The organism is Campylobacter lanienae NCTC 13004, from assembly GCF_002139935.1.
Classification (GTDB): domain Bacteria; phylum Campylobacterota; class Campylobacteria; order Campylobacterales; family Campylobacteraceae; genus Campylobacter; species Campylobacter lanienae.
In genome coordinates this window covers 306,724-333,138 of the sequence record NZ_CP015578.1, presented here as the reverse complement: position 1 = coordinate 333,138, position 26,415 = coordinate 306,724, and the positions used below count along the sequence as shown (strand labels likewise).

Genomic DNA, 26,415 nt, shown 5'->3' with positions numbered 1-26,415 from the left:
ATGGATATAAAATCTTTAAAACCTAGCGAATTAGATACCCTAGCAGCCAATATTAGAGAGAGAATTTTAAGCGTAGTAAGCACAAATGGCGGGCATTTAAGCTCAAATTTAGGAGTCGTAGAGCTTAGTATTGCGATGCACTATGTCTTTAATCCGCCTAAAGATCCATTTATTTTTGATGTTAGCCATCAAAGTTACACCCACAAGCTATTAAGCGGTCGCTGGGATGAATTTGATAGTTTGCGTCAATTTGGTGGAATTAGCGGATATACCAAGCCTAATGAGAGCGAATATGACTACTTCATAGCTGGCCATAGCTCGACTTCTATTAGCCTTGCTGTTGGTGCCGCTAAGGCTATTAAGCTTAAAAACGAAGATAGATTACCCGTAGCTCTAATCGGCGATGGAGCATTAAGCGCTGGGATGGCGTATGAGGCTTTAAATGAGCTAGGCGATCTTAAATATCCATGTGTTATTATCTTAAATGATAATGAGATGAGTATCTCAAAACCGATTGGCGCTATGAGCAAATACCTATCACAGATGATGGCGGGGCCATTTTATCAAAAATTTAAAAGCAAAATTAATCAACTTTTAGAGCTTATGCCAGACTCAGCGGCTTATATGGCTAAAAGATTAGAAGAAGGCATTAGACTCATTACTCCTGGGATGTTTTTTGAAGAGCTTGGGCTTGAGTATATAGGTCCAGTAGATGGGCATAATATCAAGGATTTAATCTCAGCTCTTAGCGTAGCAAAAAATATGAAAAAACCAGTTATAATTCATGCCCAAACGATAAAAGGTAAAGGCTATGAGATCGCCGAAGGCCCAAAAGAGAAGTGGCATGGCGTAAGCCCATTTAATCCACAAAATGGCCTAGCTTTGAAAAAGCCAACCCAAAAGAGTGCTACTCAAATTTTTAGCGATCTGCTCTTAGAGCTTGCTAGCAAATATGATAATATCGTAGGAGTAACCGCAGCTATGCCTAGTGGCACAGGGCTTGGGGCGTTGATTGAGAGATTTCCAAATAGATTTTGGGATACAGCAATTGCCGAACAACACGCCGTTACATCCATGGCAGCGATGGCAAAAGAGGGATTTAAGCCCTATATCGCTATATACTCTACCTTTATGCAAAGGGCTTATGACCAAGTAATCCATGATTGTGCGATTTTGAATTTACCTGTTGTATTGTGTATGGATAGAGCAGGAATTGTCGGCGAAGATGGTGAGACTCATCAAGGAGCCTTTGATATTAGCTTTTTAAATGCTGTGCCAAATTTCAGCTTAGTTGCTCCAAGGGATGAGGCGATGTTTAGGCAGATTATGGAGTTTTCATACAAATTTAACTCACCTCTTGCTATTAGATATCCTAGGGGCAATTTTGGGCTTTGTGATGAGTTTAAACCTATTAAAATAGAGCTTGGCAAAGCTCAAATTCTATCGCAAAATATCGGCGATATCGCCTTTATCGGATATGGCAATGGCGTAGCTAAAGCCTGTAAAGTGGCTAAAATTTTAGATATTAATCCTACAATTATAGATCTGATTTTTATCAAACCACTTGATAAAGAGTTACTTTTAAATCTTGCTAAAAATCATAAAAAATGGTATATATTTAGTGATAGCGTTAAGCGTGGTGGAGTTGGTGAGATTTTATCTGGTTTTTTACAAGAAAATAACATTAATCATATTAATATCACTAGCTTTGAATATGAAGATAAATTTATCCCACACGGAGCTACAAATTTAGTAGAAGATAGCTTAAATATAAGCGCCGAAAAGATCGCCAATATCATAAATCAATCTCTTAAAAGATAAAAAATATTATTTGATAAAGTTAAATTTAAATATTTTTTTGATAGAATTAGCCCATTTTAATTAAGAGGAAAAAAGTATGGATTGCATGGAACTTTTAAAACAAGCCAAACTCAAAGCCACTCCACAAAGACTTTGCGTTCTAAAAATACTAAGTAATCACACACACCCAACAATAGATGAGCTATATGAACAGATCAAAACTGAATATCCATCTATATCCCTTGCGACAGTATATAAAAACCTAAACACCCTTATAAATGAAAATTTAGTAATAGAAGTCAATAGCCCAAATCAAAAGGCAAAATACGATATATACGAACACCCACACATCCATCTTGTATGTAACAATTGCGGAAATATCCAAGATATCAATGCTAGTGACGCACAGATGACCGCATACCAAACGCATTTAGAACAAAAAATAGGAAATCTAATCGATAGATTAAATATCGTAGCCAATATCTCAAGTTGCTCAAAATGCTGCTAAATTTAAAGTCTTATATATAAGGCTTTAAAGCTATATTTTAGTAGTTTTAGTGTAAAATTCTCACTTTCATTTAAGGATAAATTTTGCAAAATATAAACTATCTAGATATAACATCCAAACTCCCAAAGCTAGGTGCGAAAAAGCTATATTTTAGCCTAGATATTAGCGCTTATGATGGTGTTAGATTGCTAATTTTACAAAAGCTATTTTTAATTGATGGGCTTAGAAAAAGGTATTTAAAAGATAGAGATATAGCCTTGTTAATTAAGATAAATAGCTATTTTTTACAGATTAATACACTTATTAATAGCTTTGATTTTATATTCGATAAGCTTATAGTTGCTAAATTCAACAAACTCTTAGGCAAAATTTTACCACTTCTTGGAAATATCGAGAGCTTCAAAAAAGATAAAAATCATAAATTTAAAGAGCTGTTAAATGATATTGAGAGATACTTTGATAGCGGATTTGAGTCGTTTTGTTTTGAATTAGAGATATTCTTATATGATACGCACTCATTTTATTGTGCCTCAAACTCTTTGATATCTCATAGTGCATCTTATGCGATCCGCAAAAAAATCGTAAATTTAAGACAAAATATAAGAGCCAAAAGTGCGTTAAAATCAAATTTACTTCAAGAACTTTTGATACTTACTAATATATTTTTAGAGCTTTTTAAATTAGATAAATTCGACTCCAAACTAAGTAAAATTACAAATTTATACATAAAATATAAAAATATTAATGAAAAAAATATCAAAAAAAGCCTAAAAAAAGAGCTAAATAAAAAGCTAAAAAAATTTGATAAAAAGCTATCAAAACAATCCAAAAAGCTAAAATCACACTACCAAAAGGATAATTAAGTGCAAAATCAAGAGAAAATCATAGATATGTTTAACGAAATCGCCCCAACATACGATAAAGCAAATAAAATTCTAAGCTTTGGTATAGACGCCTCTTGGCGAAGCACTGCTTGTGATTTGGTACTTGAGAATTTCAACTCATCTTTACATATCACTGATGTAGCTTGCGGGACTGGCGATATGGTGCTTGCTTGGATAAATAGCGCTAAAAAAGCAAATCTAACTATCAAAAAAATCACCGCCATAGACCCAAGCGTAGAGATGCTAAAAGTAGCTAAAGCAAAGATTAAAGGGTGCGAATTTATAGAGTCTATGGCTGATAATTTAAAGCTAGAATCAAATACTCAAGATATTCTTAGCATCAGTTATGGTATCAGAAATGTCGTAGCTAGAAAACAAGCTTTGCGTGAGTTTAATCGTGTCTTAAAAATTGGCGGATATTTGGTAGTTTTGGAATTTACCAAAAGGCAAAAAGATGGCCTAATAGCAAAAATTCGAGATTTTTATCTCCAAAAAATCCTACCTACAATTGGCGGAATAATCAGCAAAAACAAAGAAGCCTATGAGTATCTACCAAAGAGTATAGATGGGTTTTTGGACTCAAATGAATTTTGTGCTGAAATTAAAAATAGCGGCTTTGAGATTGTGATGGTAAAGGGCTTTAGCATGGATATTAGCACAATGTTTATTGCTAAAAAGGTGAAAAATATATGACCGTAAGCGATCTAAATGAATCTGCTAAGGCTCTATTAGAGTCTCACTTCAACTCCATTGAGGTTGAAGGCGAGATTAGTCGCCTTACTAAGCACAATAGCGGACATTGGTACTTTACCCTAAAAGATGAAAAATCAGCCATTAGCGTCGCTATATATAAATTCGCTAATCAAAATATCAAATTTGATATCAAAGATGGTATGAAAGTTACCCTAATTGGCAAACTCTCAATCTATAGCCCAAATGGTAGCTATCAGTTTATCGCTAATCGCATAATGCCTATTGGCGTAGGAGAATTGGAGCTTGCTTTTAATCAACTTAAAGAGCGTTTAGCTGCTGCTGGGTTATTTGATAAAGAGCATAAAAAGCCACTACCAAAATACCCTAATAGAGTTGGCATTATCACAAGTGCGAGCTCAGCAGCATTTGCTGATATGTGTAGAGTGATTAATGATAGATATATTTTACCTAAATTTTATCTATTTAATTCCTTAGTTCAAGGAAATAACGCACCAGCAAATTTAATCAAAATGGTTAAAATCGCTGATAATATGGATCTTGATGTGATAGTCATAGCTAGGGGTGGAGGATCTAAAGAGGATCTTTGGTGCTTTAATAATGAAGCCTTAGCTTATGCTATTTATGAGGCTAAAACACCGATTATTTCAGCTGTTGGGCATGAGATTGATTATAGTATTAGTGATTTTGTAGCAGATCACAGATCGCTTACACCTACAGCTGCTATGGTGGATCTCCTCCCTGATAGCAATGAGCTTTATCAAAGACTTGATATCATCCAAAATAACCTAGAATCCATCTTAATATCCAAATTTAGTAGATATGAAAATCTACTTAATCTAGCAAAAACAGAGATAAAATCCAAAGCAATAGAGCAAAAAATAGCCCTAGCTACTCTTAATTTAGATAGTTTTAAGTCGAATTTGGATAACTTTTTACACAAAAAGCTAGATCTCGCTAGGTCCAAAATTGAGAAATTTGAGCTAGTTTTAAAAAGACAAGAGCACTTTTATAAGATCACAAAAAATATGGTTCAAATTATAAAAGATTCTCAAATAGTCTTGCTATCTGAGCTAAAGAGTGGCGATGAAATCACTATTAATTCGCAAGATACATCTAAACAAGCAATCATAAAATAAGGGGGATAAAATGAGTAGAGTTTTAAATTTTAGCGCTGGTCCAAGCGCAATTCCATTGGCTGTTTTAGAGCGCGCTAAGGCTGAATTTACCGATTATCACGGCTTTGGTTATAGCATTATGGAGGTAAGCCATAGGGGGAAAGTTTTTGAAGAATTACACAATAACGCCATTGCTAAGCTAAAAAGTTTTTATAATATCGGTGATGATTATGCGGTGCTATTTTTACAAGGTGGTGCGACTTTGCAATTTGCTCAAATTCCGATGAATATCTACACTGGTGGAGTGGCCGAATATGTAAATACCGGTGTTTGGACGCAAAAAGCAATCAAAGAAGCCAAAATCCAAAATATCAATTACAAGGTAATAGCAAGTAGCGAAGATACTAAATTTGATCACATTCCAAATTTTAATTTTAGTGATGATGCTGATTATGGCTATATCTGCTCTAATAATACAATTTATGGCACACAATACGCCACACTTCCAAGCCCAAAATGTCCTTTGGTAGTAGATAGTAGCTCTGACCTTTTAAGCCGTGATATTGATTTTAAAGCACACAATATCGGATTATTCTATGGTGGAGCACAAAAAAATGCCGGCCCGGCTGGAATTACAATAGTAATTATCAAAAAAGATTTAGCAAATAGAGTCAAAGAGAGTGTCCCAACCCCACTTCGCTATACTACACAGATCGAGGCAAACTCACTATCAAATACTCCGCCTACATTTGGAATTTATATGTTTGATCTAGTCTTAGACTGGATAAAAGACCAAGGCGGATTAAGCGCTATAAATGCAATAAATAGACAAAAAGCCGATATGCTTTATGAGTTGATTGATAATTCTGGATTTTATACAACATTTGCTAAGCCAGACTCAAGAAGTTTAATGAATGTAAGCTTCGCTACACCTAATGCGGAATTGGATATGAAATTTGTCAAATTAGCAGAAGAAAATGGCATGATAGGGCTAAAAGGCCATAGAATTTTAGGTGGTTTAAGAGCTTCAATATATAACGCAGTAACCACCCAAAGTGTCCAAACTCTATGCGAATTTATGAAAGAATTCCAAAGAACACACGGATAAACCTATCCTAAGCAAGCGCTTTTTCTAACTCTAAAATCCTAGTACTTATAGTCATGATTTTAGTTATTAAATTAGCAGCTTGCTCCGTTAAACTCATTAGCATATTTTTAGCATATTCATTTGGAATACTAGATAGAGCTTTTATTTTTTCTTCAACCTTAGATAATTGCTTTTTTAATCTTTCTAGTTGCTCCTCTAAAAGCTCTATAGTCTCTTGAATCATAGCAGTTGGACTTTTACTTTCTTGAGTATCCATATTATCATCTTTTTTATTAATTGAAATCTTTTTTGTATTGCTAAAATCTTGTGAAGTTATACCTATTGGATTGATTTGCATCTATTACTCCTATATTAATTCATTATATTTTAATATCGGAATAAATATTTAAATTTAAAGAAGTTTAAAGCCCCAAAAATGGAGCTTTAAATTGAATTATAGTTTATCACCATCAGTTGAAAGATAGCTAGCTACGCCTTCAGTTGTAGGTTTCATACCTTTATCACCTTTATTCCAACCAGCTGGGCAAACTTCACCATGTTCATTTGTAAATAGCATTGTATCTACCATTCTTACCATTTCATCGATATTTCTACCAAGTGGAAGGTCATTGATAACAGCGTGGCGAACTGTGCCATCTTTGTCTAATAAGAAGCTACCTCTTAGAGCAACTGCTTCATCAAATAATACATCAAATCCTTTTGCCCACTCTTTTTTAAGGTCAGCTACTAGTGGGAATTGAACTCTACCGATACCGCCTTGTTTAACATCAGTTTCTCTCCAAGCAAAGTGGCAATATTCATTATCTGTGCTAACACCAATTACTTCAATGCCTCTTTCTTTGAATTCTTTATATCTATGATCAAATGCTATAATCTCACTTGGACAAACAAAAGTAAAATCTTTTGGATAGAAAAACACTACCGCACCTTTTGGGCCGATATTTTTATATAGATCAAAATTTTCTTCAATTTGACCATTGCCTAGAACTGCTGTACCACTTAGTTGTGGTGCTTTATTAGTAACTATCATACTAAATCTCCTTAATAATTTTTATGAATTGCGAAATTGTATCTATGTAAAATTAACTATAATTAAACGCATATAAAATAATAGAAAAATTATTAAAAATATAAATTTAAAGAAAATTTTGCTATAATCGCCCAATTTTTTATCAAAGGAAAAAAATGCTAGGTGATTTTTTTTCAAAAATACGCAAAAAACAATCTCACCCAAGTGAGGCACCAAGCCATTGGGTAAAGTGTAATAGCTGTAGTTCTTTGATGTATTTTAAAGAAGTTGAGGCTTGCCATAATGTCTGCCCAAAATGCGGATATCATATGAGACTAAGCGCCCAGCAAAGAATAGAATTGATAACCGATATTGGAAGTTTTGTTGAATTTGATGCGAATTTAAAGCCTGTTGATCCTTTGAATTTCGTAGATAAAAAATCATATAAAAAAAGAATCGAAGAAGGCCAAAGCAAAAATGGCAAAACAAGCTCGGCAATATCAGGAGAAGCCACGATAGATGGTCAGCAAATTCAATTAGTGGTTTTTGATTTTGCTTTTATGGGCGGAAGCCTTAGCTCAGTTGAGGGCGAGAAGATCACTAGAGCCGTTCGCAGAGCCATAGAAAAGCGAAATCCACTTATTATAGTAAGCGCAAGTGGCGGAGCTAGAATGCAAGAGAGCACATTTAGCCTTATGCAAATGAGCAAAACAAGCGCAGCTTTAAAGTTATTAAGCGATAATAGATTGCCTTATATTTCTGTTCTTACAGATCCTACGATGGGTGGTGTTTCGGCCTCTTTTGCTTGGCTTGGAGATCTCATAATAGCCGAGCCAAAAGCATTAATTGGCTTTGCTGGTCAAAGAGTAATTGAACAAACCATAAAAGCAAGCTTGCCTGAGGGTTTTCAAAGAGCTGAATTTCTGCTAGAACACGGCCTTATAGATGCTATAGTGCCTAGAGATCAGCATAAAAAATATCTTAGCGATATGGTAAGATTTTTTATGAAAAATGATAGCTTTTATAATCCTATAAATGAGGCTATTTAGTGCAAATTTTGATCCATTGCCTTCAAAAACTTAGCGATGATATAGCCTTAAAAGATTATATAAAAATGAGTAGCAAATGGGCTGATATAAAAGAGATTAACAAATTTAATTCTCAAATCGCCAAAGCCCAAAAAGAAGGCGAATTCGCCTCTCATAAAGCCTATGAAGAAGCCTATAAACCTTGTATAAATGGCTATTGTATCGGACTTGATGAACGTGGAGTTATGCTTGATAGCTTTGAGTTTGCTAAACTTTTAAAAGATAAACCCCAAATTTCATTTTTTATCGGCGGGGCTTATGGTTTGGGTGATAATTTAAGAGCAAAAATGGATAAGCTAGTAAGCCTCTCTAGACTAACATTAGCTCATAAAATAGCCAAGCTTGTCTTATATGAGCAAATTTTTCGTGCTCTGTGTATAAACGCAAATCACCCTTATCATAAATAAAAGGAGTTATATGAAACAAAGCGATTTGGACTATTTCAAAGAGTTGCTTTTAGCTAGAAAAGAGCAAATTCAAAAAAACATCAACGACGCAGCTAATGAAATAGATGGTCTTAGACAAAGTGGCGCTACAGATGAGTTTGATTTTGCTAGTATCAGTGCCGATGAAGAGTTGGAACACTCAATATCGATCAAGCAACAACAAGAGCTAAATGAGATCGATCAATCTCTTAAAAAAATTGACTCTGGAGTTTATGGAATTTGTGATATGTGCGAAGATGATATCGATATTGAACGCCTAAAAGTCAAGCCACACGCAAGGTATTGTATCACATGTCGTGAAATTGCTGAAAAAACAATTATAAAATAGGAGATCCAAGATGAAAACTAGACGATTTTTTTTATATTCTATTATATATATTGGGATTATTTGGTTGGCTATATTCTCATTTGTCAATCAAAATTATGCCCTGAATATCCTTGGATATAGTCTTGATATCCCTATTGCGACTTGGGTTGTTTTGCCTTTGATTTTGTTTGCTATTTTAGCTCTTTTTCATATGAGTTATTATGGATTTAAGATCTATTTAGAAGGCAGAGCGATGAGAAATGATGCTCAAATTTACAATGTTTTAGCTAAAGAAATTTATCTTGGTTTAGAATCAAATAAAGATTTCAAAACAGATCTATTTAATGCATCAAGTGAAGTAACAAAATCTCTATCTCCATGGCTAAATTTAGGCAAACCAAACTTCGAAAATAGCGATTTAAAAGCAGCTTATGAGATTTGCTTTGAAGTTAAAAATGGCAAGGTTTGTGATTTGAAAAAATTTAAACTTTTAAAGACCAATCCGCTCTATATCCAAAACGAAAAAAACAAGATAAAAGCCGATTATAAATACGCCATCACCATCCTATCAAATAAAGAAACAAATGATGAGTTAATATCGGTAGCCTCTAAAGCCCTAGTCGAAAATGCGACATTTTTAGAGCTATCTAAATTCAATCCAACTTACACAAATAGCGATATTTTCATACTTATTGATAGATATGTTAATGATAAATTTGAGATTAGCACCAATGATATTTTTGCGACTATTAGTAAGGTGAAATTTACTCAAAATGAGTATATCCAAATAGCCAAAATCCTAAAAGCCAAAATCGACCCAGACCTTTTAATATCAATGTTTGAACGCCTTAAAAACGAAGAGCAATTAGCACTTGAAGCCTATCTATATCTACTTTATGATTTTGGCATGATAGATCGGTTAAGGGAGATTATCGCAAGCGAAAATAGCAAATTTGAACGGATAGAGACTCTACTATTTTTAAGAGATCATGGTAAAATTTCTAAAGCGGATCTATTTTATTAATGATAGATTTTAGCTCTAAGCCACTTTTTTTAGCTCCATTAGCTGGTTTTTCCGATCTGCCACTTCGCACCTTAGCCAAGAGATTTGGGTGCGATTGTACTATTAGTGAGATGATTAGCTCAAATGCCCTTGTATATGAAAATGACAAGACCATATCAATGCTTGAAAAATCCCCCCTAGAAACGCCCTATATCATTCAAATTGCCGGAAGTCAAAAGGATATAATAGCCAAAGCTGTGGATATTTTAAACAAATTTGATGGGATAGATGGAATCGATTTAAACTGCGGCTGCCCCGTACCAAAGGTAATCAAGCAAAACGCCGGCTCAGCTCTTTTAAACGATCCTAAGCTACTTTGTAATCTCATAGAAATCATCAAAACCAAATCCAACAAACGCTACACTTCAGTGAAAATTCGCCTAGGATTTAATACCAAAATGGCTCACGAAATCGCAAGAGATCTAGCAAATGCTGGGGCTGACTTTATCTGCGTTCATGGTCGCACAAGAGCCGGCGGATATAGCGCGCCAGTAGATTATGAAGCCATAGCCAAGATCAAAGCCTCTACCACAATTCCAGTCATTGCTAATGGCGATATAAATTTGGATAATTATCAAAAAGTTTTAGAGATAACTGGCTGCGATGGACTCATGATTGGTCGTGCTAGTATCGGCTCTCCATGGATTTTTAAAGAGATCAAAGATAGCCAAAGTTTAAATTTAGCTCAAAAAAAAGAGATCATCAAAGAACATTTTGAATTAATGCTAAAGACATATAGCGAGCATGCTGTTGGCATATTCCGCAAGCACTTACACGAATACTCCAAAGGCTTAAGCGGCGCTAGTGAATTTAGATCTAGTATCAACCAAATTCACTCACCAGATGATATGAGAGCCGAAATTGAGCGATTTTTTGATCCATGCAAGGCTATATATTAAAAGTCCAAAAAGTCAGAGATGAAGACTGCCTAGTCACCATCCTTGCCAAAAACAGACAGATAAAATGCTATAGATTTTACGGCGCTAGGCATCCTATTATAACGCAAGGATTTAAGCTAGATTTTGAGTTAGTTGAGAGTAAGGCGTTTTTGCCACATCTTCGCTCTACTATGCATCTGGGGTTTTCATGGTTGCTTGATAGAGATAGGCTCTTGATTTGGCAAAATTTTATGCGACTTTTGGCCACTCATCTGCGTGATGTAGAAGAGAGCGATGAGTTTTATTTTGAATTATTAGAGAGTTGTGCTAAAAAATTTTATCGCCAAAATCCGCTTAGAGTGCTGCTTGAAGCTTATATTTTGATTTTGAAATTTGAAGGCAGATTACATTTAGATAGCAACTGCTTTATTTGCGATGGCATTATCGCAGATGAAGTAGCACTCGGTAGGGCGTTTTTGCTCGCTCATCCTAAATGCATAGGCAAAAACAAATTACCCAAAGATGATATTATCAAATTTCTATCCACCGCATCTACAGCGCATTTGAGCGATGATATTATAAAAGAGCTATATTTGATTCTTTTAGAAGGATTATAAAAAACCCCATAAAACGAATTCAAATTTTATATAAATTTAAAAATATACTATTTAAATATATTATAAAATTTTTTCTATTTTGTGTTATCGTATTAATAATTATTTTGTATAATTATCTAAAAATATTGATAAAAGGATGATTATGAAAGTATTAATAGCACTAAGCGGAGGTGTAGATAGCTCAATGAGCGCAAAATATCTACAAGATCAAGGCTATAATATAGTAGGTTGCTATATGATGCTACACGGCAGAGAAGACTACCACAAAAAAAATATCGAAAATGTCAAAAAAGTTGGTGATTTTCTAAATATACCAACCCATGTTCTAGATCTACAAAACACATTTAAAAAAGAGGTTTATGATCTCTTTGTCAATTCATACAAAGATGGAATCACCCCAAATCCTTGCGCCCATTGTAATAGATTGATTAAATTTGGCGCTCTTTGGGAGTTTGCCAAAAGCCTTGGCTGCGACAAAATCGCTACCGGACACTACGCCAGAATAGAAAATGGACTAATCAAATCAGCAGTAGATGAGACCAAAGATCAAAGCTATTTTCTAGCAAATTTAGACCCAGAGATTTTGCCACATATTATATTCCCACTTGGCGATAAGTTCAAATCCGATATCAAAGCCCAAGCCGCTCAAATACCACAAATTTCATCCTTAGCAACACAAAAAGAGAGTAGCGAAATATGTTTTGTTGAGACAACTTATATCGATGTTTTAAAGCAACATTACAACACCAATCTACCAGGTATCGTTCGCAACGCAAATGGCGATGCTATCGGCACTCACGAAGGTTACATGCACTACACCATCGGCAAGCGAAAAGGCTTTAAAATCACAGGCGCCCACGATCCACACTATGTAACTGCCATCAATCCTAGCTCAAATGAGATCACCGTAGGCAAAAAAGATGATTTAGAGTGCTACGGCTTCAAAACTCGCAATTTCAACAATTTCACCCCGCAAAAAGAATTTGAATCTCTCGTTAAAATCAGATATAGATCCAAGCCAATTCCATGCATAGTCCGCCAAGAAGGCGATGGCGCAACTATTGAATTAAAAGGCAACGCCGGTGCCGTCGCAAGCGGCCAATTAGCGGTATTTTATGACAATGACCAACGAGTACTAGCAAGCGGATTTATAGCTTAAATTTCTTTAGATGGATTGATTTTTATTAATCCATCATTTTAAACTATGAAATTTTAAATTTATATTTTAATTATTCCAAACTATTTTTTCTTATTACATAATTTTATGATAATCTTAAATTTGCTAAAAAGATTTGGGGCGAATAATTTGGGTACCCCTATTTTAACTCCGCACGGCAACAAGTCGCCGTTTGCGACAGGGAGTTACACTCCCTTGACCCACCTAAAGCCCCACTTCGTGGGGTACCCCAGTTATCCACCACAAGTCTTTTTTAGCAAATTTAACTAATTTTATTAAAAACTCAAAAGAGTTTTTAATAAAATTAGTTAAATTTGTGCGAAGCACAGCACCTTAGAAGGCTTTTACAGGGGGTTAGGGGTTGTTAAGGGGGAAGGGGTAGCGGCTGCCAAAAAAGCACTCCCCCTTCCCACTTAAATTAAATTATCTTTTACTTCGCAGACTAGCAAAGCTAGTCTTTGCGACCAAAGACAAGTCTTTCACAGAGACCACCCTTTGGGGTTGCATTAGCTGGTTTTGGAAACGCACTAAAGCCCCACTTGCAGGGTACCTCACTTTAGACTTCAAATTTTTACTAAAATTTTTAATTTTAGAAAATTTGAATTTTAAATTTATATTTCTTTTTTATGGATTTAAATTTTTTGAAATATGAGAGAAATTTAAATTTCTATTATTCTAAAAATGATTTTTCTTAAAGCTCTTTTAAGTTTTAATAAAAATCATTTTACAAGTAATGTAAGTTTAACTACCATCACAAACCAACACCCCCCCCAAAAAAAACACAAAAAATAATCATCACACATTCCACTACTCTTTTTCAGTACTCTATCTCTTTTTTAAATCGCAATCTCCCCAAATCAACCAAAAATCCCTCACAACCTCAAAAATTTAATTATATTACAATTATAAATTCTTTTTAATCCTTTTTTTCTTTAATTTTTCATACGCCACCTACAGCTCAATTATAAAATCTAATATATTTAAGCTAAAATTAAAATTTATAAAATTACTTAGTAGATACACATATCTTTTTTAAATCAATAATAAAATAACTCTATGATAAATAAAAAAGTTATTTGATTGCTAATATTAAAATTTAAATAACTTAGATAAGCGAGGCAAATAAAGAAATTTTAATAAAAAGATAAATAATAACACAAATAAAAGTAATTACAATATATTAATTTAAAAAAATAAACATAAAAAAACTATTTAATAACATACCAATTTCATATATCTATACCTAAATCACTAATAAAAATAGAGCTATTATAAAGTTTCATAATGGTATATTAAACACCCTATCATATCATATCATATCATATCATATCATAACATTAATTATTTATAACCAAATCTCCTATTAAGAGTATAAAGTTAAAAATTCAAAAGCCTGGGGCAGATAATAAAGATAATAAAGATAATAAAGATAATAAAGATAATAAAGATAATAAAGATAATAAAGATAATAAAGATAATAAAGATAATAAAGATAATAAAGATAATAAAGATAATAAAGATATATTCAAAAGCATACAAACATTAAATCTGGGAATATAAATAAATATAAATAAATATAAATAAATATAAATAAATATAAATAAATATAAATAAATATAAATAAATATAAAAAATCTTTTAAAACTACAGTAATCATAAATAGTTTAACAATTTAAAAAGATTAATCTATAAATAATTCCATAAAAGAGGATTAAGAGATAAAAAGAAAGAATATTAAAAAGATTTTAACAAAGCTCGCAGCAACCTACTTTTCCAGCATCCCAGTAAGGGAGAGTATCATCGGCCATGAAAAGCTTAGCTTCTTGGTTCGAGATGGAGCAAGGCGTTTCCTAATCATGTATAGCCACGAGCAGTGTTAAATAAAATATCATATCAGAAAAGATGATATCTTATTTAACACTGCTTAGAGTATTAAAGCTAAAAATCACTAAGTTTAATATCTAAAAATATTCTAAAAACCTAAAAGGATTATATTTTATCCTTAACAAGGAAGTGATGCTTATAAGATAAGCAAACGAGCTATTAGTACTGGTCAGCTAAAGGACTCTCATCCATTACACACCCAGCCTATCAAACTAGTAGTCTACTAGAGCTCTTAAAAGAAGATTCATCTTGGAGTTGGCTTCGAGCTTAGATGCTTTCAGCTCTTATCACATCCCAGCTTAGCTACTCAGCGATGCTCTTGGCAGAACAACTGATACACCAGTGGCTGGTTCAACCCGGTCCTCTCGTACTAGGGTCAACTCTCCTCAATCTTCTTACGCCCACGGCAGATAGGGACCGAACTGTCTCACGACGTTCTGAACCCAGCTCGCGTACCGCTTTAAATGGCGAACAGCCATACCCTTGGGACCTGCTCCAGCCCCAGGATGCGATGAGCCGACATCGAGGTGCCAAACCTCCCCGTCGATGTGAGCTCTTGGGGGAGATCAGCCTGTTATCCCCGGGGTACCTTTTATCCTTTGAGCGATGGCCCTTCCACACAGAACCACCGGATCACTAAGACCGACTTTCGTCTCTGCTTGACATGTACGTCTCGCAGTTAAGCTGGCTTATGCCTTTATACTCTACGAACGATTTCCAACCGTTCTGAGCCAACCTTTGTAAGCCTCCGTTACACTTTGGGAGGCGACCGCCCCAGTCAAACTACCCACCAGACATTGTCCTACCTAAGGATAACTTAGGCTAGTTAGCTACCCAAATAAAGAAGAGTGGTATCTCAACAATGGCTCACCATAAACCAGAGTCTATGGATCAAAGCCTCCCACCTATCCTGCGCATCTTTATCCAAATAGCAGTGTCAAGCTGTAGTAAAGGTCCACGGGGTCTCTCCGTCTTGCCGCGGGTAGGAGGAATTTTCACCTCCACTACAATTTCACTGGATCCCTCTTTGAGACAGCTCCCATCTCGTTACGCCATTCATGCAGGTCGGTATTTAACCGACAAGGAATTTCGCTACCTTAGGACCGTTATAGTTACGGCCGCCGTTTACTCGGGCTTCGATCAAGAGCTTCGCTAATGCTAACCCCATCAATTAACCTTCGAGCACCGGGCAGGCGTCACACCCTATACATCCTCTTACGAGTTAGCAGAGTGCTGTGTTTATGGTAAACAGTCGGGAGGGACTCTTTGTTGTAACCTTCAATGCTTTAGGAGTAAATCTTAATACAAAGTTAGGCACACCTTATACCGAAGATACGGTGCTATTTTGCAGAGTTCCTTAAAGAGAGTTCTTCCACGCGCCTTAGAATACTCATCCCACCCACCTGTGTCGGTTTACGGTACGGGCAATTATTACTAAACTTAGAAACTTTTCTTGGCTCGATAGTATCATGGATTCTCCATCTACTCCGAAGAGCGTCAAGAGCCTTTGAGGTCTCGGATAGAGAGTTACGGATTTGCCTATAACTCAACCTACGCCCTTAGACTAGCACTTCCATCCGCTAGCTCCATTAACTTTAAGCGTCCTTCCATCGCACATAATAATTGGTATTGGAATATTAACCAATTTTCCATCGCATACCCCTTTCGGACTTTGCTTAGGACCCGACTAACCCTACGATGACGAGCATCGCGTAGGAAACCTTGGGTTTACGGCGAAGGGGATTCTCACCCCTTTTATCGCTACTCATGCCTGCATGCTCACTTCTATCCGCTCCAGCACTCCTTACCGGTATACCTTCAACGCTGAATAGAACGCTCTCCTACCACTTGCACTTAATTCTAACTACTTCTAATTATTTTAGCTAAACTATTTTCTCATAATTTAATTTATATGAGTACAATTAAATTATGAGAAATATAACTTAAAAGCTCATAGCCAAATTTATAATCAGAATTAAGTGCAAGTCTAAAGCTTCGGTACTCATTTTAGCCCCGTTATATTTTCCGCGCAGAATCACTAGACCAGTGAGCTATTACGCTTTCTTTAAAGGATGGCTGCTTCTAAGCCAACCTCCTGGTTGTTTCAGTAACTCCACATCGTTTTCCACTTAAATGAGATTTAGGGACCTTAGCTGTTAGTCTGGGTTGTTCCCCTCTCGACGACGGATTTTATCACTCGCCGCCTGACTGCTGTGATTACACTTTGCGCATTCGGAGTTTGATAGGGTTTGGTACATTGGTGTATGCCCTAGCCCATTCAGTGCTCTACCTCACAAAGTTACTACACAACGCTATACCTAAATATATTTCGGAGAGAACCAGCTATCACGATGTTTGATTGGCCTTTCACCCCTATCCACAAGTCATCAGGAGCCTTTTCAACGGCCGTCTGTTCGGTCCTCCACTGGCTCTTACACCAGTTTCAACCTGCTCATGGATAGATCACATCGTTTCGGGTCTGCAGCATCTGACTATACGCCCTATTAAGACTCGCTTTCGCTACGGCTCCGGGTTTCCTTAACCTCGCCAGACACCACAACTCGCAGGCTCATTATGCAAAAGGCAGTCCATCACCCTGATAAATCATAGGGCTCTGAATGATTGTAAGCAAATGGTTTCAGGTTCTATTTCACTCTGATCACCTCAGTTCTTTTCACCTTTCCCTCACGGTACTTGTGCACTATCGGTCTAGTAGTAGTATTTAGGGTTGGATAGTGGTCTACCCAGCTTCAGACAGGATTACACGTGTCCCGCCCTACTCAGGATACTGCTAAGTATAAACGCACTTTCATATACGGGAGTATCACCCTCTATGCTTAAGCTTTCCAACTTATTCTATTAGATTGTTTAAGTCTATATTGCAGTCCTACAACCCCACTAGCAAGCTAGTGGTTTGCCCTCTTACGCTTTCGCTCGCCGCTACTAGCGTAATCTCGTTTGATTTCTTTTCCTGTTGGTACTAAGATGTTTCAATTCCCAACGTTCGCTCCGCATTGCGGTAGTATATATCACTATATACTGGGTTGCCCCATTCAGAAATTCCCGGATCAAAGCCCCTTGACGGCTCCCCGAGACTTATCGCAGCCTGGCACGTCTTTCATCGCCTCTACTAGCCAAGGCATCCACCATTTGCTCTTAGTAGCTTACCTTTTTTTAATTAGATTATTGATATTCTAATTCGCATCACTTCCTTGTTAAAGATAAAAATAGATAGCTAATCTTAAAATATAAAGAAGATTTTTACTAGATTTTACTAGATTTTTTACTACTCTTTTCTTTTATTAAAGATATGGCTATTAGATTTATAATATTTGAATTTAAATTTAATAAGACGGAAAGTATTAACTACTATTAAGTAAGTTTTAAAGCTTAATAGCTTGTGAAGTTAATATTTATAAACTATATCTTTTATATTATTGGGATAACAGTGTTTGATATAGAATATTTGAAATTAAACTAAATTCAAAGCTCTAACAAGTCCTGTAAAATTGTTTTAAATATTAAAACTTGATTGTGACTTTTAACAATGGTAATTTAAGTAACTTCACTTTTTAAGATATTCTTTAAAAGTGAGTTGGAATTATACAAGAGTAATGCTTAAATAATTATTAAATTTCTAATATTTTTAAAAGAAATTTTACTAGAGTAAAAACAACAAAAAACATAATAATAGCAATAAATATATCTATAATCTTGTTAATTATCGGTTTTGATAAGAAGTGACTAAATTTTTTAGCACCAAAGCCTAATGAAAAAAACCAAATAAACGAAGCAGAAAGACTACCAAGTGCAAAAATTATCTTCTCTTTCATATCAAATGTTAGCGCTGAAGCTCCAACCACAAAAACAGTATCTAAATAAACATGTTGGTTTAAAAGCGTAATACAAAGGGTTAAAATAATAGTTTTTTTAATAGAAAAATTTGAATGTTCTATCTCAAATATTACACTATTTTTGGTAGAAAATGCTGAAATTAATGCTGTTATAGCATAATAACTAACAAATAAAATTCCAAGAACTGTGATTAATACATTTACTATCACATTTTTTGCTATAACTTCACCAACGCCGAAAATTCCAGCTAATATCAATACAAAATCACATAAAAAACATACAAGGCAAACATAAAATACATTATTTTTAGCTATACCTTGTCGCAAAACAAAAGCGTTTTGAGCTCCAATTGCCATAATAAGCGAAAGCGATAAAAAGAATCCTTTTAAAAAAATAAAATTTTGCATAACTATAATCCAAAAATTTTCTTTACTTTATCAAAATCATTTTTATTAACAAAAATATAATCTCTTTCGTAAGCTGATACAACTAATACGCTTATACATTCTTCTTTGAGAGGTCTTAATATCTCAAACAGAATTCCGCTTTGTGAAAAATCAAAAATTTCATCTATATAAAATGCTTTGAATAATTTGCGTATTACATGAACTTTTTAATTTATTTTTTTATAACTGTATAACAATCAAACTCATTAACTGCTCAAAACAAATCATCAGATAAATTTATTGTGGCATTTTATCTATTTTTTCTATTACAATTCCCCACTTTGAATTTTTAATTTCATTCTAAAACCTCTATATCAAAACCTACGCTAGACCTATAACCAACTTCGTTAATATTTATTTGAGAATTTTCTGTTACTTCATGCCATAATTCACTATTTAAATCCGGCTGGATAATTCCTTGACCATTTTTTAATATAGTTTCAAATATTTTTGTTTTTTTATCATTTGCATAAATTATACTTTTTGCGCCATTGATATTTTGTCTATCGATAACAAAAGCAGACATTATAAAATCCATTCCATCTTGGCGTATTCCTTCTGATGAATTTGTAGATTTTCTACCATTTTCACAGAATATAAGTGTATGATGAGCTGTAATTGCAAATTTATATTTTTTTGTATATCTACCTATTTTAAAAGAGATAAATTTAAGCATAGTTCTTAAATCATCATCAAATAAATTATCAGGTAATTCTTTAAATTTTCTTTCATTTTTTCCATAATCAAACTTTTCATCTGATACAGATGCAAGAGATTGGAGAAAATTATTTGCGAATATTCTTTCAATTTTATAATTTTCGTTTTTAATATCTATAATATATTTCGAAATAAGTCATTTTCTATTTGATTTAAATAATGAAATTGTTTTTAAAGCACTATTATCTAAATTTATAGATGAAAAATCAAAATTAATATTTTTATAAATTTCATCATTATTAATTTTCATAAATTTAGAGATATAATCGATTTTGTTTTTATGAAACAAATATAAATCATCTTCATATTCATCATAATATGATTGTAGTTTATTTTGAATTTTTTCTAAATCTAAACCAATGTCAATGTAATCAACAATAGTAATAGGAAAAACTATTTTATTCATTTCTTGCTCCTAAAAATAGGAATTAGATAAGATATAAAATAAATTAAGAAAGAGAATAAAATATTCATTAGTAGAAGAAATATAAATGGTGGGCCTAACAAGACTTGAACTTGTGACCTCACCCTTATCAGGGGTGCACTCTAACCAGCTGAGCTATAGGCCCTTAATAACTACTTTTAAAAATCAATCTCTCAAACCTAAACAAGTGTGATTGAGATATATTGAAGTGATAATTGTGAGATTATCACTTTGTACTCTAGAAAGGAGGTGATCCAACCGCAGGTTCTCCTACGGTTACCTTGTTACGACTTCACCCCAGTCGCTGATTCCACTGTGGGCGGTAGCTAGTTTAGCATTCCGACTTCGAGTGAAATCAACTCCCATGGTGTGACGGGCGGTGAGTACAAGACCCGGGAACGTATTCACCGTAGCATGGCTGATCTACGATTACTAGCGATTCCGGCTTCATGCTCTCGAGTTGCAGAGAACAATCCGAACTGGGACATATTTTATAGATTTGCTCCATCTCACGATATTGCGTCTCATTGTATATGCCATTGTAGCACGTGTGTCGCCCTGGGCATAAGGGCCATGATGACTTGACGTCGTCCACACCTTCCTCCTCCTTACGAAGGCAGTATATTTAGAGTGCTCAGCCAAACTGTTAGCAACTAAATACGTGGGTTGCGCTCGTTGCCGGACTTAACCGAACATCTCACGACACGAGCTGACGACAGCCGTGCAGCACCTGTCACTAAGTTCTAGCAAGCTAGCACCCTCTTATCTCTAAGAGGTTCTTAGGATATCAAGCCCAGGTAAGGTTCTTCGCGTATCATCGAATTAAACCACATGCTCCACCGCTTGTGCGGGTCCCCGTCTATTCCTTTGAGTTTTAATCTTGCGACCGTACTCCCCAGGCGGTATACTTAATCCGTTAGGTGCATTACTGCCATGACTAGCACAGCAACAACTAGTATACATCGTTTAGGGCGTGGACTACCAGGGTATCTAATCCTGTTTGCTCCCCACGCTTTCACGCATTAGCGTCAGTTGAGTTCTAGCAGATCGCCTTCGCAATGGGTATTCCTGGTGATCTCTACGGATTTTACCCCTACACCACCAATTCCATCTGCCTCTCCCTCACTCTAGATTATCAGTTTCTCAAGCAGTTTAATGGTTGAGCCATTAGATTTCACAAAAGACTTGATAATCCGCCTACGCGTCCTTTACGCCCAGTGATTCCGAGTAACGCTTGCACCCTCCGTATTACCGCGGCTGCTGGCACGGAGTTAGCCGGTGCTTATTCCTTAGGTACCGTCAAATTTCTTCCCTAAGAAAAGGAGTTTACGCTCCGAAAAGTGTCATCCTCCACGCGGCGTTGCTGCTTCAGGGTTTCCCCCATTGAGCAATATTCCCTACTGCTGCCTCCCGTAGGAGTCTGGACCGTGTCTCAGTTCCAGTGTGACTGATCATCCTCTCAGACCAGTTATGCGTCATAGCCTTGGTGAGCCATTACCTCACCAACTAGCTGATACAATATAGTCTCATCCTATGCCGAAAAAACTTTCCCAACTTAACTTGTGTTAAGAAGGAGTATGGAGTATTAGCAGTCATTTCTAACTGTTGTCCTCCAGCATAGGGCAGATTAACTATACATTACTCACCCGTGCGCCACTAACTCATAAGAGCAAGCTCTTACTTGTCCGTTCGACTTGCATGTATTAGGCACGCCGCCAGCGTTCACTCTGAGCCAGGATCAAACTCTCCATAAAAAAATACTTTACAAAATAGTAAAGCAAGATCTTTATTATGAAGTTTTAATCTAAAAACTTAATTGTTTGTAACTATTAAATTAGCAATTAATAATTTAAATAATTAAAATTGCTTGGCTCAATCGATCACTTGTTTAGATTTCAAAGATTGACTATAAAAGATAGTTTAACATTATAAAATTAAAAAACAAAACAGACGATTAAGATATGATTTATCCAACCTTTGAAGTGTGGTAAGATGGTTTCTTAATTCGTGAGCTGGAATTATATAAGAGTTATACTTAATGTATGCTTAAATTGAGTAGGATTTGGGTGGGAAAGTTGATTTAAATTCAAAATTTTATAACTTAATTTAATAATTTTTCTCATTTTTGTATAAATATTTTATATATTATGATAAAATTTTGGTTCGAAAATGGAGAAAAATATGGAAAAATATATAAATTTACTCAAAGAAAATAATCTCTTAAAAATTATAGATAAGCCTTGCGATATAGAGCTTGAGATCGCTCATATAAGTTATATAGAGGTTAAAAAAGATGATTCTAAGGCTTTAATATTTACTAATCCAACTAATAAAAATGGTGATAAATTTCCACCTGTGATAACAAATATTTTTGGTAGTTTTAAGGCACTTGAGATAATTTTTGGGCGTGATATTAGTGATATTTCTGATGAAATTTCAGCTCTTTTAAAGCCTAAAAAGCCAAATTCTCTGAAAGAAAAAATAGATTTTTTTGGCTATCTTTTGAGTTCAAAATCCATTTTTCCAAAAAGATTAAAAGGCAAGGGTATATGTCAAGAGTGCGAATTTAAAGAGCCAAATTTATATAAACTTCCGGTTTTGAAAACTTGGGATGATGATGGCGGCGCCTTTATCACGATGGGTCAAGTCTATACTAAGGCGTTAAATGGAACTACTCAAAATTTGGGTATGTATCGCCTTCAAGTCCATAGCCAAAATGAGCTTGGAATGCACTGGCAAATTCACAAAGATGGGGCGCATTTTTTTCATGAATATAAAAAAGCAGGGATGAAAATGCCAGTCAGCGTGGCGATCGGTGGCGATCCGTTATATATTTGGTGTGGGCAGGCTCCATTGCCAAAAAATATTTTTGAATTAATGCTATATGGATTTATCCGTAAAAAACCAGCAAAATTGGTAAAATCACTTACTAATGATATTTATGTGCCTTTTGATGCTGATTTTATTATCGAGGGATTTGTAGATCCAAATGAGCTAAGAGATGAGGGTAAATTTGGCGATCATACTGGCTATTATACCCCAATAGAGCCGTTTCCAGTAATGAAAGTAAGCAAAATTACGCATAAGAAAAATCCAATATTTGCTGCAACTGTCGTGGGCAAGCCGCCTTTAGAAGATAAATATATGGGATATGCAACTGAGCGTATATTTTTGCCACTTTTGCAAACTACTGCGCCAGATCTGATTGATTATAAAATGCCTGAAAATGGAGTATTTCATAACTTAATATTAGCTAAATTTAATAACCTTTACCCCGCTCACGCTCAGCAGTTGATGCATGCATTTTGGGGAGTTGGACAGATGAGCTTTGTCAAACACGCTATTTTCGTGCCTAGTGATGCGCCGAATTTGGGGGATTATAAAAATTTGGCTAAATTTGTCTTAGATCGATTCAGCCCTAAAAGCTGTCTAATCACAAGCGGAATTTGCGATCAATTAGATCATGCGAGTCCGAATTCGTGCTATGGTGGGAAATTAGGAATCGATGCTTCTATCGATAATGCCACGCAAGCGCCAAATATCTTAAGCGACGCTGAATTACTCAGTAAATTCCAAAAGATAGACCCTAATATCTTAGAAGTTTATCAATACTTCACCCAAACCAAAAACCCAATATGTATGGTAAAAATAGATAAAAAATCAAATTTAAAACCGCTTTTTAGCTCTATTTTGGCGCTTAGGGAGCATTTTAAAATATTGATTTTTACTGATAGCGATGCGAGATTGGATAATCCATATATGATGACTTGGCGTATCACAAATAGCATCGATGCTGGGCGTGATATATTTATAGATAATGAGCAGATTATAATCGACGCTACTAGAAAAAATATAGATGATAACTATACAAAAGAGTGGCCTAAAGAGACAAATTGTAATAAAAATATAGTAAATAACCTTATTAAAAGAGGTTTGATAGATGATGATACAAAATTATTTGAAAAATTTGAGATATTTGGCTGATGGTTGTAGCGATATTTGACTCTGGATTTGGGGGGCTAAGTCTTTTAAATGAGGCTAAAAAGGAGCTTAAAGGGTGTGATTTTATCTATTTTGCTGATAATGATAATGCACCTTATGGGGTAAAGAGCATTGATGAGATAAGAGCTCTTAGCACTGATGCGGTCGAGTTTTTACGCCCTATGGCTGATATAATCGTAATTGCGTGTAATACCGCCACGAGTGCTGCTATAAGCGACCTTAGGCAGAAATTTAGCATACCGATTATCGGGATGGAACCAGCAGTGAAGCTAGGTCAAAGCGAAGATGGCAATATACTAGTTATCGCTACGCCAGCTACGATAAAGGGTGCTAAGCTAAATGAGCTTTTAAAAAGATCAAATTTAAGCGATAAAACCTATCTTTTACCCATGCCAAAGCTAGTAGAATTCGCTCAAAATATGGAGTTTGTCTCACCATCGGTGAAGCGATATATAGCTGAGCAAATAGCTCAAATCAATGCTACAAATATATCACTTTTGGTGCTAGGATGTACGCATTTTAACTATTTTAAAGATAGTTTTGCTACTTTAATGCCAAATTGTAAGATTGTAGATGGGATAAATGGGACTATAAAGCAGATCAAAAGAAAATTAGATGAGCTAGAAAATGGCAAAAATTTAGATAAAAATTTGATCTACTACTCATCTAAAAAACAAAAAGATATAAATCTCATCACCCCATTTCTCTCAAGGCTTGATGAGATGAGAAAGATCTAATCAGATAAGCCGTGGGATATATACTTAGATTGCTATAAGCTATCTATTATTTAATCTTTTATATTGATTACAACCAAATTGATCGCCTAAATCGCACGCCTTGCCATAATACTCCTTAGCTATGGCATAATCTTGTCTTACTCCTTCGCCTACTTCGTATAAGATGCCAAGAAGGACACAACCATATGGATCTCCAGCATCACAAGCTTTTTGATATAGTTCGGCTGCTTTTTGATAGTTTTGTTTTACGCCTTTACCATCATAATATAGCCTTCCAAGAAGGCTACAACTATATGGTTCTCCACCATCACAAGCTTTTTGATATAGTTCAGAAGCTTTTTGGTAGTTCTGTTTTACACCTTCGCCCTTATAATATAAAGTTCCAAGAATGCCACAACCATATGGATTTCTGCCATCACAAGCTTTTTTAGATAGCTCGGCTGCTTTTTGGTAGTTTTGTCTTACACCTTTGCCCTCATAATATAAAGCTCCAAGAAAGCCACAACCAAGTAGATTTCCACCATCACAAGATTTTTGGTATAGTTCAGAAGCTTTTTGGTAGTTTTGTTTGACACCTTTGCCCTCTGCGTATAAGGTGCCAAGAAAGCCACAACCAAGTAGATTTCCACCATCACAAGCTTTTTGATATAGTTCAGAAGCTTTTTGGTAATTTTGTTTGACACCTTTGCCCTCATAATATAAAACTCCAAGAGAGGCACAACCACTTGGATTTCCGCCATCACAAGCTTTTTTAGATAGCTCGGCTGCTTTTTGGTAATTTTGTTTGACGCCTTCGCCAGTATAATATAGCTTTCCGAGAGAAAAGCAAGCACCCATATCACCATTATCACAAGAGCTTTCTAGCTTTTTAGGATCCATGTCCTTAGCCACAATCACGCTAAAAAGTAGCGCAACAATCCAAATAATCTTTGTCATCATATCTCCTTATATTATAAATTTAAAATTCAAATAAATTTAAACTTAAAATTCAAATCCATACCCACAACCATACTAAGTAGATAAGCCCTAAGATATATACTTAGATCATTATAAGCTATCTATTATTTAATCTTTTATATCCATCACAACCAAGTTGATTGCCTAAATCACACGCCTTGCCAAAATACTCCTTAGCTATAGCGTAATCTTGTCTTACGCCTTTGGCTTTTTCATATGCGATTCCAAGGTTAAGGCAACCTAGTGAGTTGGCATTATCACAAGCCTTTTGGGATGATTTGATAGCATTTTGGTAATTTTGTTTTAAGCCCTCGCCTTCACAATATAAGTTTATAAGGCTACCACAACCCCATAAATCGCCGTTATCACAGGCTTTTTCGTATAATTTTGCGGCTTTGCGGTAGTTTAGCTCTACGCCTTTGCCACTTACATACAGATCTCCAAGAGCAGAACAGGCAAATGCGTAATCATTATCGCAAGCTTTTTGATATAACTCGGCGGCTTTGTGGTAGCTTTGCTCTACAAATTTGCCATATTTATAGAAATATCCAAGATAAAAGCAAGCATCCATATCGCCATTATCGCAAGAGATTTCTAATTCTTTTAAATTCAAATCCTTAGCCACAACCACGCTAAAAAGTAGCGAAATAATCCAAATAAGCCTTTTCATAATATTTTT

23 protein-coding genes, 1 tRNA gene and 3 rRNA genes are annotated in these 26,415 nt (G+C 35.1%); 15 read left to right on the top strand and 12 right to left on the bottom strand.

Annotated features, from left to right (window positions below):
- From dxs to serC, 6 genes are all read left to right on the top strand, one after another.
- Entirely contained in the window at positions 1–1,821 is a 1,821-nt protein-coding gene (gene dxs / locus CLAN_RS01725; protein WP_096013648.1) for a 1-deoxy-D-xylulose-5-phosphate synthase, read from the top strand.
- A gap of 76 nt (positions 1,822–1,897) precedes the next feature.
- On the top strand, positions 1,898–2,308 hold the full coding sequence (locus tag CLAN_RS01720) for a Fur family transcriptional regulator (protein ID WP_100590439.1): 411 nt from the start codon (positions 1,898–1,900) through the stop codon (positions 2,306–2,308).
- Positions 2,309–2,391: 83 nt separating this feature from the next.
- A complete protein-coding gene (locus CLAN_RS01715) occupies positions 2,392–3,171 on the top strand; it encodes a hypothetical protein (protein WP_096023926.1) in 780 nt (259 codons plus the stop codon).
- Positions 3,172–3,885, top strand: coding sequence for a bifunctional demethylmenaquinone methyltransferase/2-methoxy-6-polyprenyl-1,4-benzoquinol methylase UbiE (ubiE, locus tag CLAN_RS01710; RefSeq protein ID WP_100590438.1), 714 nt, complete (start codon positions 3,172–3,174; stop codon positions 3,883–3,885).
- On the top strand, positions 3,882–5,042 hold the full coding sequence (gene xseA, locus CLAN_RS01705; protein WP_100590437.1) for an exodeoxyribonuclease VII large subunit: 1,161 nt from the start codon (positions 3,882–3,884) through the stop codon (positions 5,040–5,042). Before ubiE ends, xseA begins: the two co-directional genes overlap by 4 nt.
- A gap of 10 nt (positions 5,043–5,052) precedes the next feature.
- Entirely contained in the window at positions 5,053–6,129 is a 1,077-nt protein-coding gene (gene serC / locus CLAN_RS01700) for a 3-phosphoserine/phosphohydroxythreonine transaminase (RefSeq protein ID WP_100590436.1), read from the top strand.
- A 7-nt stretch (positions 6,130–6,136) separates the two neighbouring features.
- On the opposite strand, the gene CLAN_RS01695 is transcribed toward serC, so the two are convergent.
- Positions 6,137–6,466, bottom strand: coding sequence for a hypothetical protein (locus CLAN_RS01695; RefSeq protein WP_100590435.1), 330 nt, complete (start codon positions 6,464–6,466; stop codon positions 6,137–6,139).
- 96 nt (positions 6,467–6,562) lie between these two features.
- On the bottom strand, positions 6,563–7,159 hold the full coding sequence (locus CLAN_RS01690) for a peroxiredoxin (protein ID WP_096013654.1): 597 nt from the start codon (positions 7,157–7,159) through the stop codon (positions 6,563–6,565).
- 155 nt (positions 7,160–7,314) lie between these two features.
- On the opposite strand from CLAN_RS01690, the gene accD reads away from it, so the two are divergent.
- The 7 genes from accD (at position 7,315) to mnmA (ending at position 12,696) form a co-directional block, all read left to right on the top strand.
- Positions 7,315–8,187 carry an acetyl-CoA carboxylase, carboxyltransferase subunit beta gene (gene accD / locus CLAN_RS01685; protein WP_096015518.1) on the top strand — a complete coding sequence of 291 codons (873 nt, stop codon included), beginning with the start codon at positions 7,315–7,317 and terminating at the stop codon, positions 8,185–8,187.
- Positions 8,187–8,633, top strand: coding sequence for a 23S rRNA (pseudouridine(1915)-N(3))-methyltransferase RlmH (locus CLAN_RS01680; RefSeq protein WP_096013656.1), 447 nt, complete (start codon positions 8,187–8,189; stop codon positions 8,631–8,633). Before accD ends, CLAN_RS01680 begins: the two co-directional genes overlap by 1 nt.
- Positions 8,634–8,643: 10 nt before the next feature.
- The gene (dksA, locus tag CLAN_RS01675) at positions 8,644–9,000 is read left to right on the top strand and encodes an RNA polymerase-binding protein DksA (protein WP_096013657.1); all 357 of its coding nucleotides are present in this window, start codon (positions 8,644–8,646) and stop codon (positions 8,998–9,000) included.
- 10 nt (positions 9,001–9,010) lie between these two features.
- Positions 9,011–10,003: a hypothetical protein gene (locus CLAN_RS01670; RefSeq protein WP_096013658.1), complete on the top strand. Its 993-nt coding sequence runs from the start codon at positions 9,011–9,013 to the stop codon at positions 10,001–10,003.
- Complete coding sequence (locus CLAN_RS01665; protein WP_096013659.1) at positions 10,003–10,941, top strand: tRNA dihydrouridine synthase; 939 nt, start codon at positions 10,003–10,005, stop codon at positions 10,939–10,941. The genes CLAN_RS01670 and CLAN_RS01665 overlap by 1 nt, the downstream gene beginning before the upstream one ends.
- The gene (gene recO / locus CLAN_RS01660) at positions 10,923–11,537 is read left to right on the top strand and encodes a recombination protein RecO (RefSeq protein WP_096013660.1); all 615 of its coding nucleotides are present in this window, start codon (positions 10,923–10,925) and stop codon (positions 11,535–11,537) included. Before CLAN_RS01665 ends, recO begins: the two co-directional genes overlap by 19 nt.
- 142 nt (positions 11,538–11,679) lie before the next feature.
- A complete protein-coding gene (gene mnmA / locus CLAN_RS01655; protein WP_096013661.1) occupies positions 11,680–12,696 on the top strand; it encodes a tRNA 2-thiouridine(34) synthase MnmA in 1,017 nt (338 codons plus the stop codon).
- Positions 12,697–14,466: 1,770 nt separating this feature from the next.
- On the opposite strand, the gene rrf is transcribed toward mnmA, so the two are convergent.
- The 8 genes from rrf to CLAN_RS01615 all read right to left on the bottom strand — a co-directional run bounded on the left by rrf (position 14,467) and on the right by CLAN_RS01615 (position 21,794).
- Positions 14,467–14,586: ribosomal RNA gene (gene rrf / locus CLAN_RS01650) — 5S ribosomal RNA — on the bottom strand.
- 151 nt (positions 14,587–14,737) lie between these two features.
- Positions 14,738–17,768 (bottom strand): 23S ribosomal RNA (locus CLAN_RS01645).
- A gap of 459 nt (positions 17,769–18,227) precedes the next feature.
- Positions 18,228–18,860: a LysE/ArgO family amino acid transporter gene (locus CLAN_RS01640; RefSeq protein WP_100590434.1), complete on the bottom strand. Its 633-nt coding sequence runs from the start codon at positions 18,858–18,860 to the stop codon at positions 18,228–18,230.
- A gap of 2 nt (positions 18,861–18,862) precedes the next feature.
- The gene (locus CLAN_RS08475; protein ID WP_096030236.1) at positions 18,863–19,054 is read right to left on the bottom strand and encodes an ACT domain-containing protein; all 192 of its coding nucleotides are present in this window, start codon (positions 19,052–19,054) and stop codon (positions 18,863–18,865) included.
- Positions 19,055–19,194: 140 nt separating this feature from the next.
- Complete coding sequence (locus CLAN_RS01630) at positions 19,195–19,707, bottom strand: 2OG-Fe dioxygenase family protein (protein WP_332057408.1); 513 nt, start codon at positions 19,705–19,707, stop codon at positions 19,195–19,197.
- 45 nt (positions 19,708–19,752) lie between these two features.
- Positions 19,753–20,022, bottom strand: a complete 270-nt coding sequence (locus tag CLAN_RS01625; RefSeq protein WP_096019622.1) for a hypothetical protein — start codon at positions 20,020–20,022, stop codon at positions 19,753–19,755.
- Between the two features lie 86 nt (positions 20,023–20,108).
- Positions 20,109–20,185 (bottom strand) — tRNA-Ile (locus CLAN_RS01620).
- A 97-nt stretch (positions 20,186–20,282) separates the two neighbouring features.
- A 16S ribosomal RNA gene (locus tag CLAN_RS01615) occupies positions 20,283–21,794 on the bottom strand.
- A gap of 427 nt (positions 21,795–22,221) precedes the next feature.
- Between CLAN_RS01615 and CLAN_RS01610 the strand changes: the two genes are divergently transcribed.
- On the top strand, positions 22,222–24,024 hold the full coding sequence (locus CLAN_RS01610; protein ID WP_100590432.1) for a menaquinone biosynthesis decarboxylase: 1,803 nt from the start codon (positions 22,222–22,224) through the stop codon (positions 24,022–24,024).
- Positions 24,024–24,779, top strand: a complete 756-nt coding sequence (gene murI / locus CLAN_RS01605; RefSeq protein ID WP_100590431.1) for a glutamate racemase — start codon at positions 24,024–24,026, stop codon at positions 24,777–24,779. Before CLAN_RS01610 ends, murI begins: the two co-directional genes overlap by 1 nt.
- A 39-nt stretch (positions 24,780–24,818) precedes the next feature.
- Here the strand turns inward: murI and CLAN_RS01600 are convergent, their stop codons facing one another.
- On the bottom strand, positions 24,819–25,715 hold the full coding sequence (locus tag CLAN_RS01600; protein WP_167368918.1) for a tetratricopeptide repeat protein: 897 nt from the start codon (positions 25,713–25,715) through the stop codon (positions 24,819–24,821).
- 118 nt (positions 25,716–25,833) lie between these two features.
- Complete coding sequence (locus tag CLAN_RS01595; protein WP_100590429.1) at positions 25,834–26,406, bottom strand: tetratricopeptide repeat protein; 573 nt, start codon at positions 26,404–26,406, stop codon at positions 25,834–25,836.
- Positions 26,407–26,415: the final 9 nt, after the last annotated feature.

What these genes read in the sequence shown, in the direction of transcription:
- CLAN_RS01695 (WP_100590435.1), bottom strand. Translation starts at nt 6,466, where the DNA reads ATGCAAATCAATCCAATAGGTATAACTTCACAAGATTTTAGCAATACA.
- accD (WP_096015518.1), top strand. Translation starts at nt 7,315, where the DNA reads ATGCTAGGTGATTTTTTTTCAAAAATACGCAAAAAACAATCTCACCCA.
- recO (WP_096013660.1), top strand. Translation starts at nt 10,923, where the DNA reads ATGCAAGGCTATATATTAAAAGTCCAAAAAGTCAGAGATGAAGACTGC.
- CLAN_RS01670 (WP_096013658.1), top strand. Translation starts at nt 9,011, where the DNA reads ATGAAAACTAGACGATTTTTTTTATATTCTATTATATATATTGGGATT.
- CLAN_RS01690 (WP_096013654.1), bottom strand. Translation starts at nt 7,159, where the DNA reads ATGATAGTTACTAATAAAGCACCACAACTAAGTGGTACAGCAGTTCTA.
- CLAN_RS01640 (WP_100590434.1), bottom strand. Translation starts at nt 18,860, where the DNA reads ATGCAAAATTTTATTTTTTTAAAAGGATTCTTTTTATCGCTTTCGCTT.
- CLAN_RS01600 (WP_167368918.1), bottom strand. Translation starts at nt 25,715, where the DNA reads ATGACAAAGATTATTTGGATTGTTGCGCTACTTTTTAGCGTGATTGTG.
- xseA (WP_100590437.1), top strand. Translation starts at nt 3,882, where the DNA reads ATGACCGTAAGCGATCTAAATGAATCTGCTAAGGCTCTATTAGAGTCT.
- mnmA (WP_096013661.1), top strand. Translation starts at nt 11,680, where the DNA reads ATGAAAGTATTAATAGCACTAAGCGGAGGTGTAGATAGCTCAATGAGC.
- CLAN_RS01665 (WP_096013659.1), top strand. Translation starts at nt 10,003, where the DNA reads ATGATAGATTTTAGCTCTAAGCCACTTTTTTTAGCTCCATTAGCTGGT.
- CLAN_RS01595 (WP_100590429.1), bottom strand. Translation starts at nt 26,406, where the DNA reads ATGAAAAGGCTTATTTGGATTATTTCGCTACTTTTTAGCGTGGTTGTG.
- murI (WP_100590431.1), top strand. Translation starts at nt 24,024, where the DNA reads ATGGTTGTAGCGATATTTGACTCTGGATTTGGGGGGCTAAGTCTTTTA.
- CLAN_RS01625 (WP_096019622.1), bottom strand. Translation starts at nt 20,022, where the DNA reads ATGAATAAAATAGTTTTTCCTATTACTATTGTTGATTACATTGACATT.
- CLAN_RS01610 (WP_100590432.1), top strand. Translation starts at nt 22,222, where the DNA reads ATGGAAAAATATATAAATTTACTCAAAGAAAATAATCTCTTAAAAATT.
- dxs (WP_096013648.1), top strand. Translation starts at nt 1, where the DNA reads ATGGATATAAAATCTTTAAAACCTAGCGAATTAGATACCCTAGCAGCC.
- CLAN_RS01720 (WP_100590439.1), top strand. Translation starts at nt 1,898, where the DNA reads ATGGATTGCATGGAACTTTTAAAACAAGCCAAACTCAAAGCCACTCCA.
- serC (WP_100590436.1), top strand. Translation starts at nt 5,053, where the DNA reads ATGAGTAGAGTTTTAAATTTTAGCGCTGGTCCAAGCGCAATTCCATTG.
- dksA (WP_096013657.1), top strand. Translation starts at nt 8,644, where the DNA reads ATGAAACAAAGCGATTTGGACTATTTCAAAGAGTTGCTTTTAGCTAGA.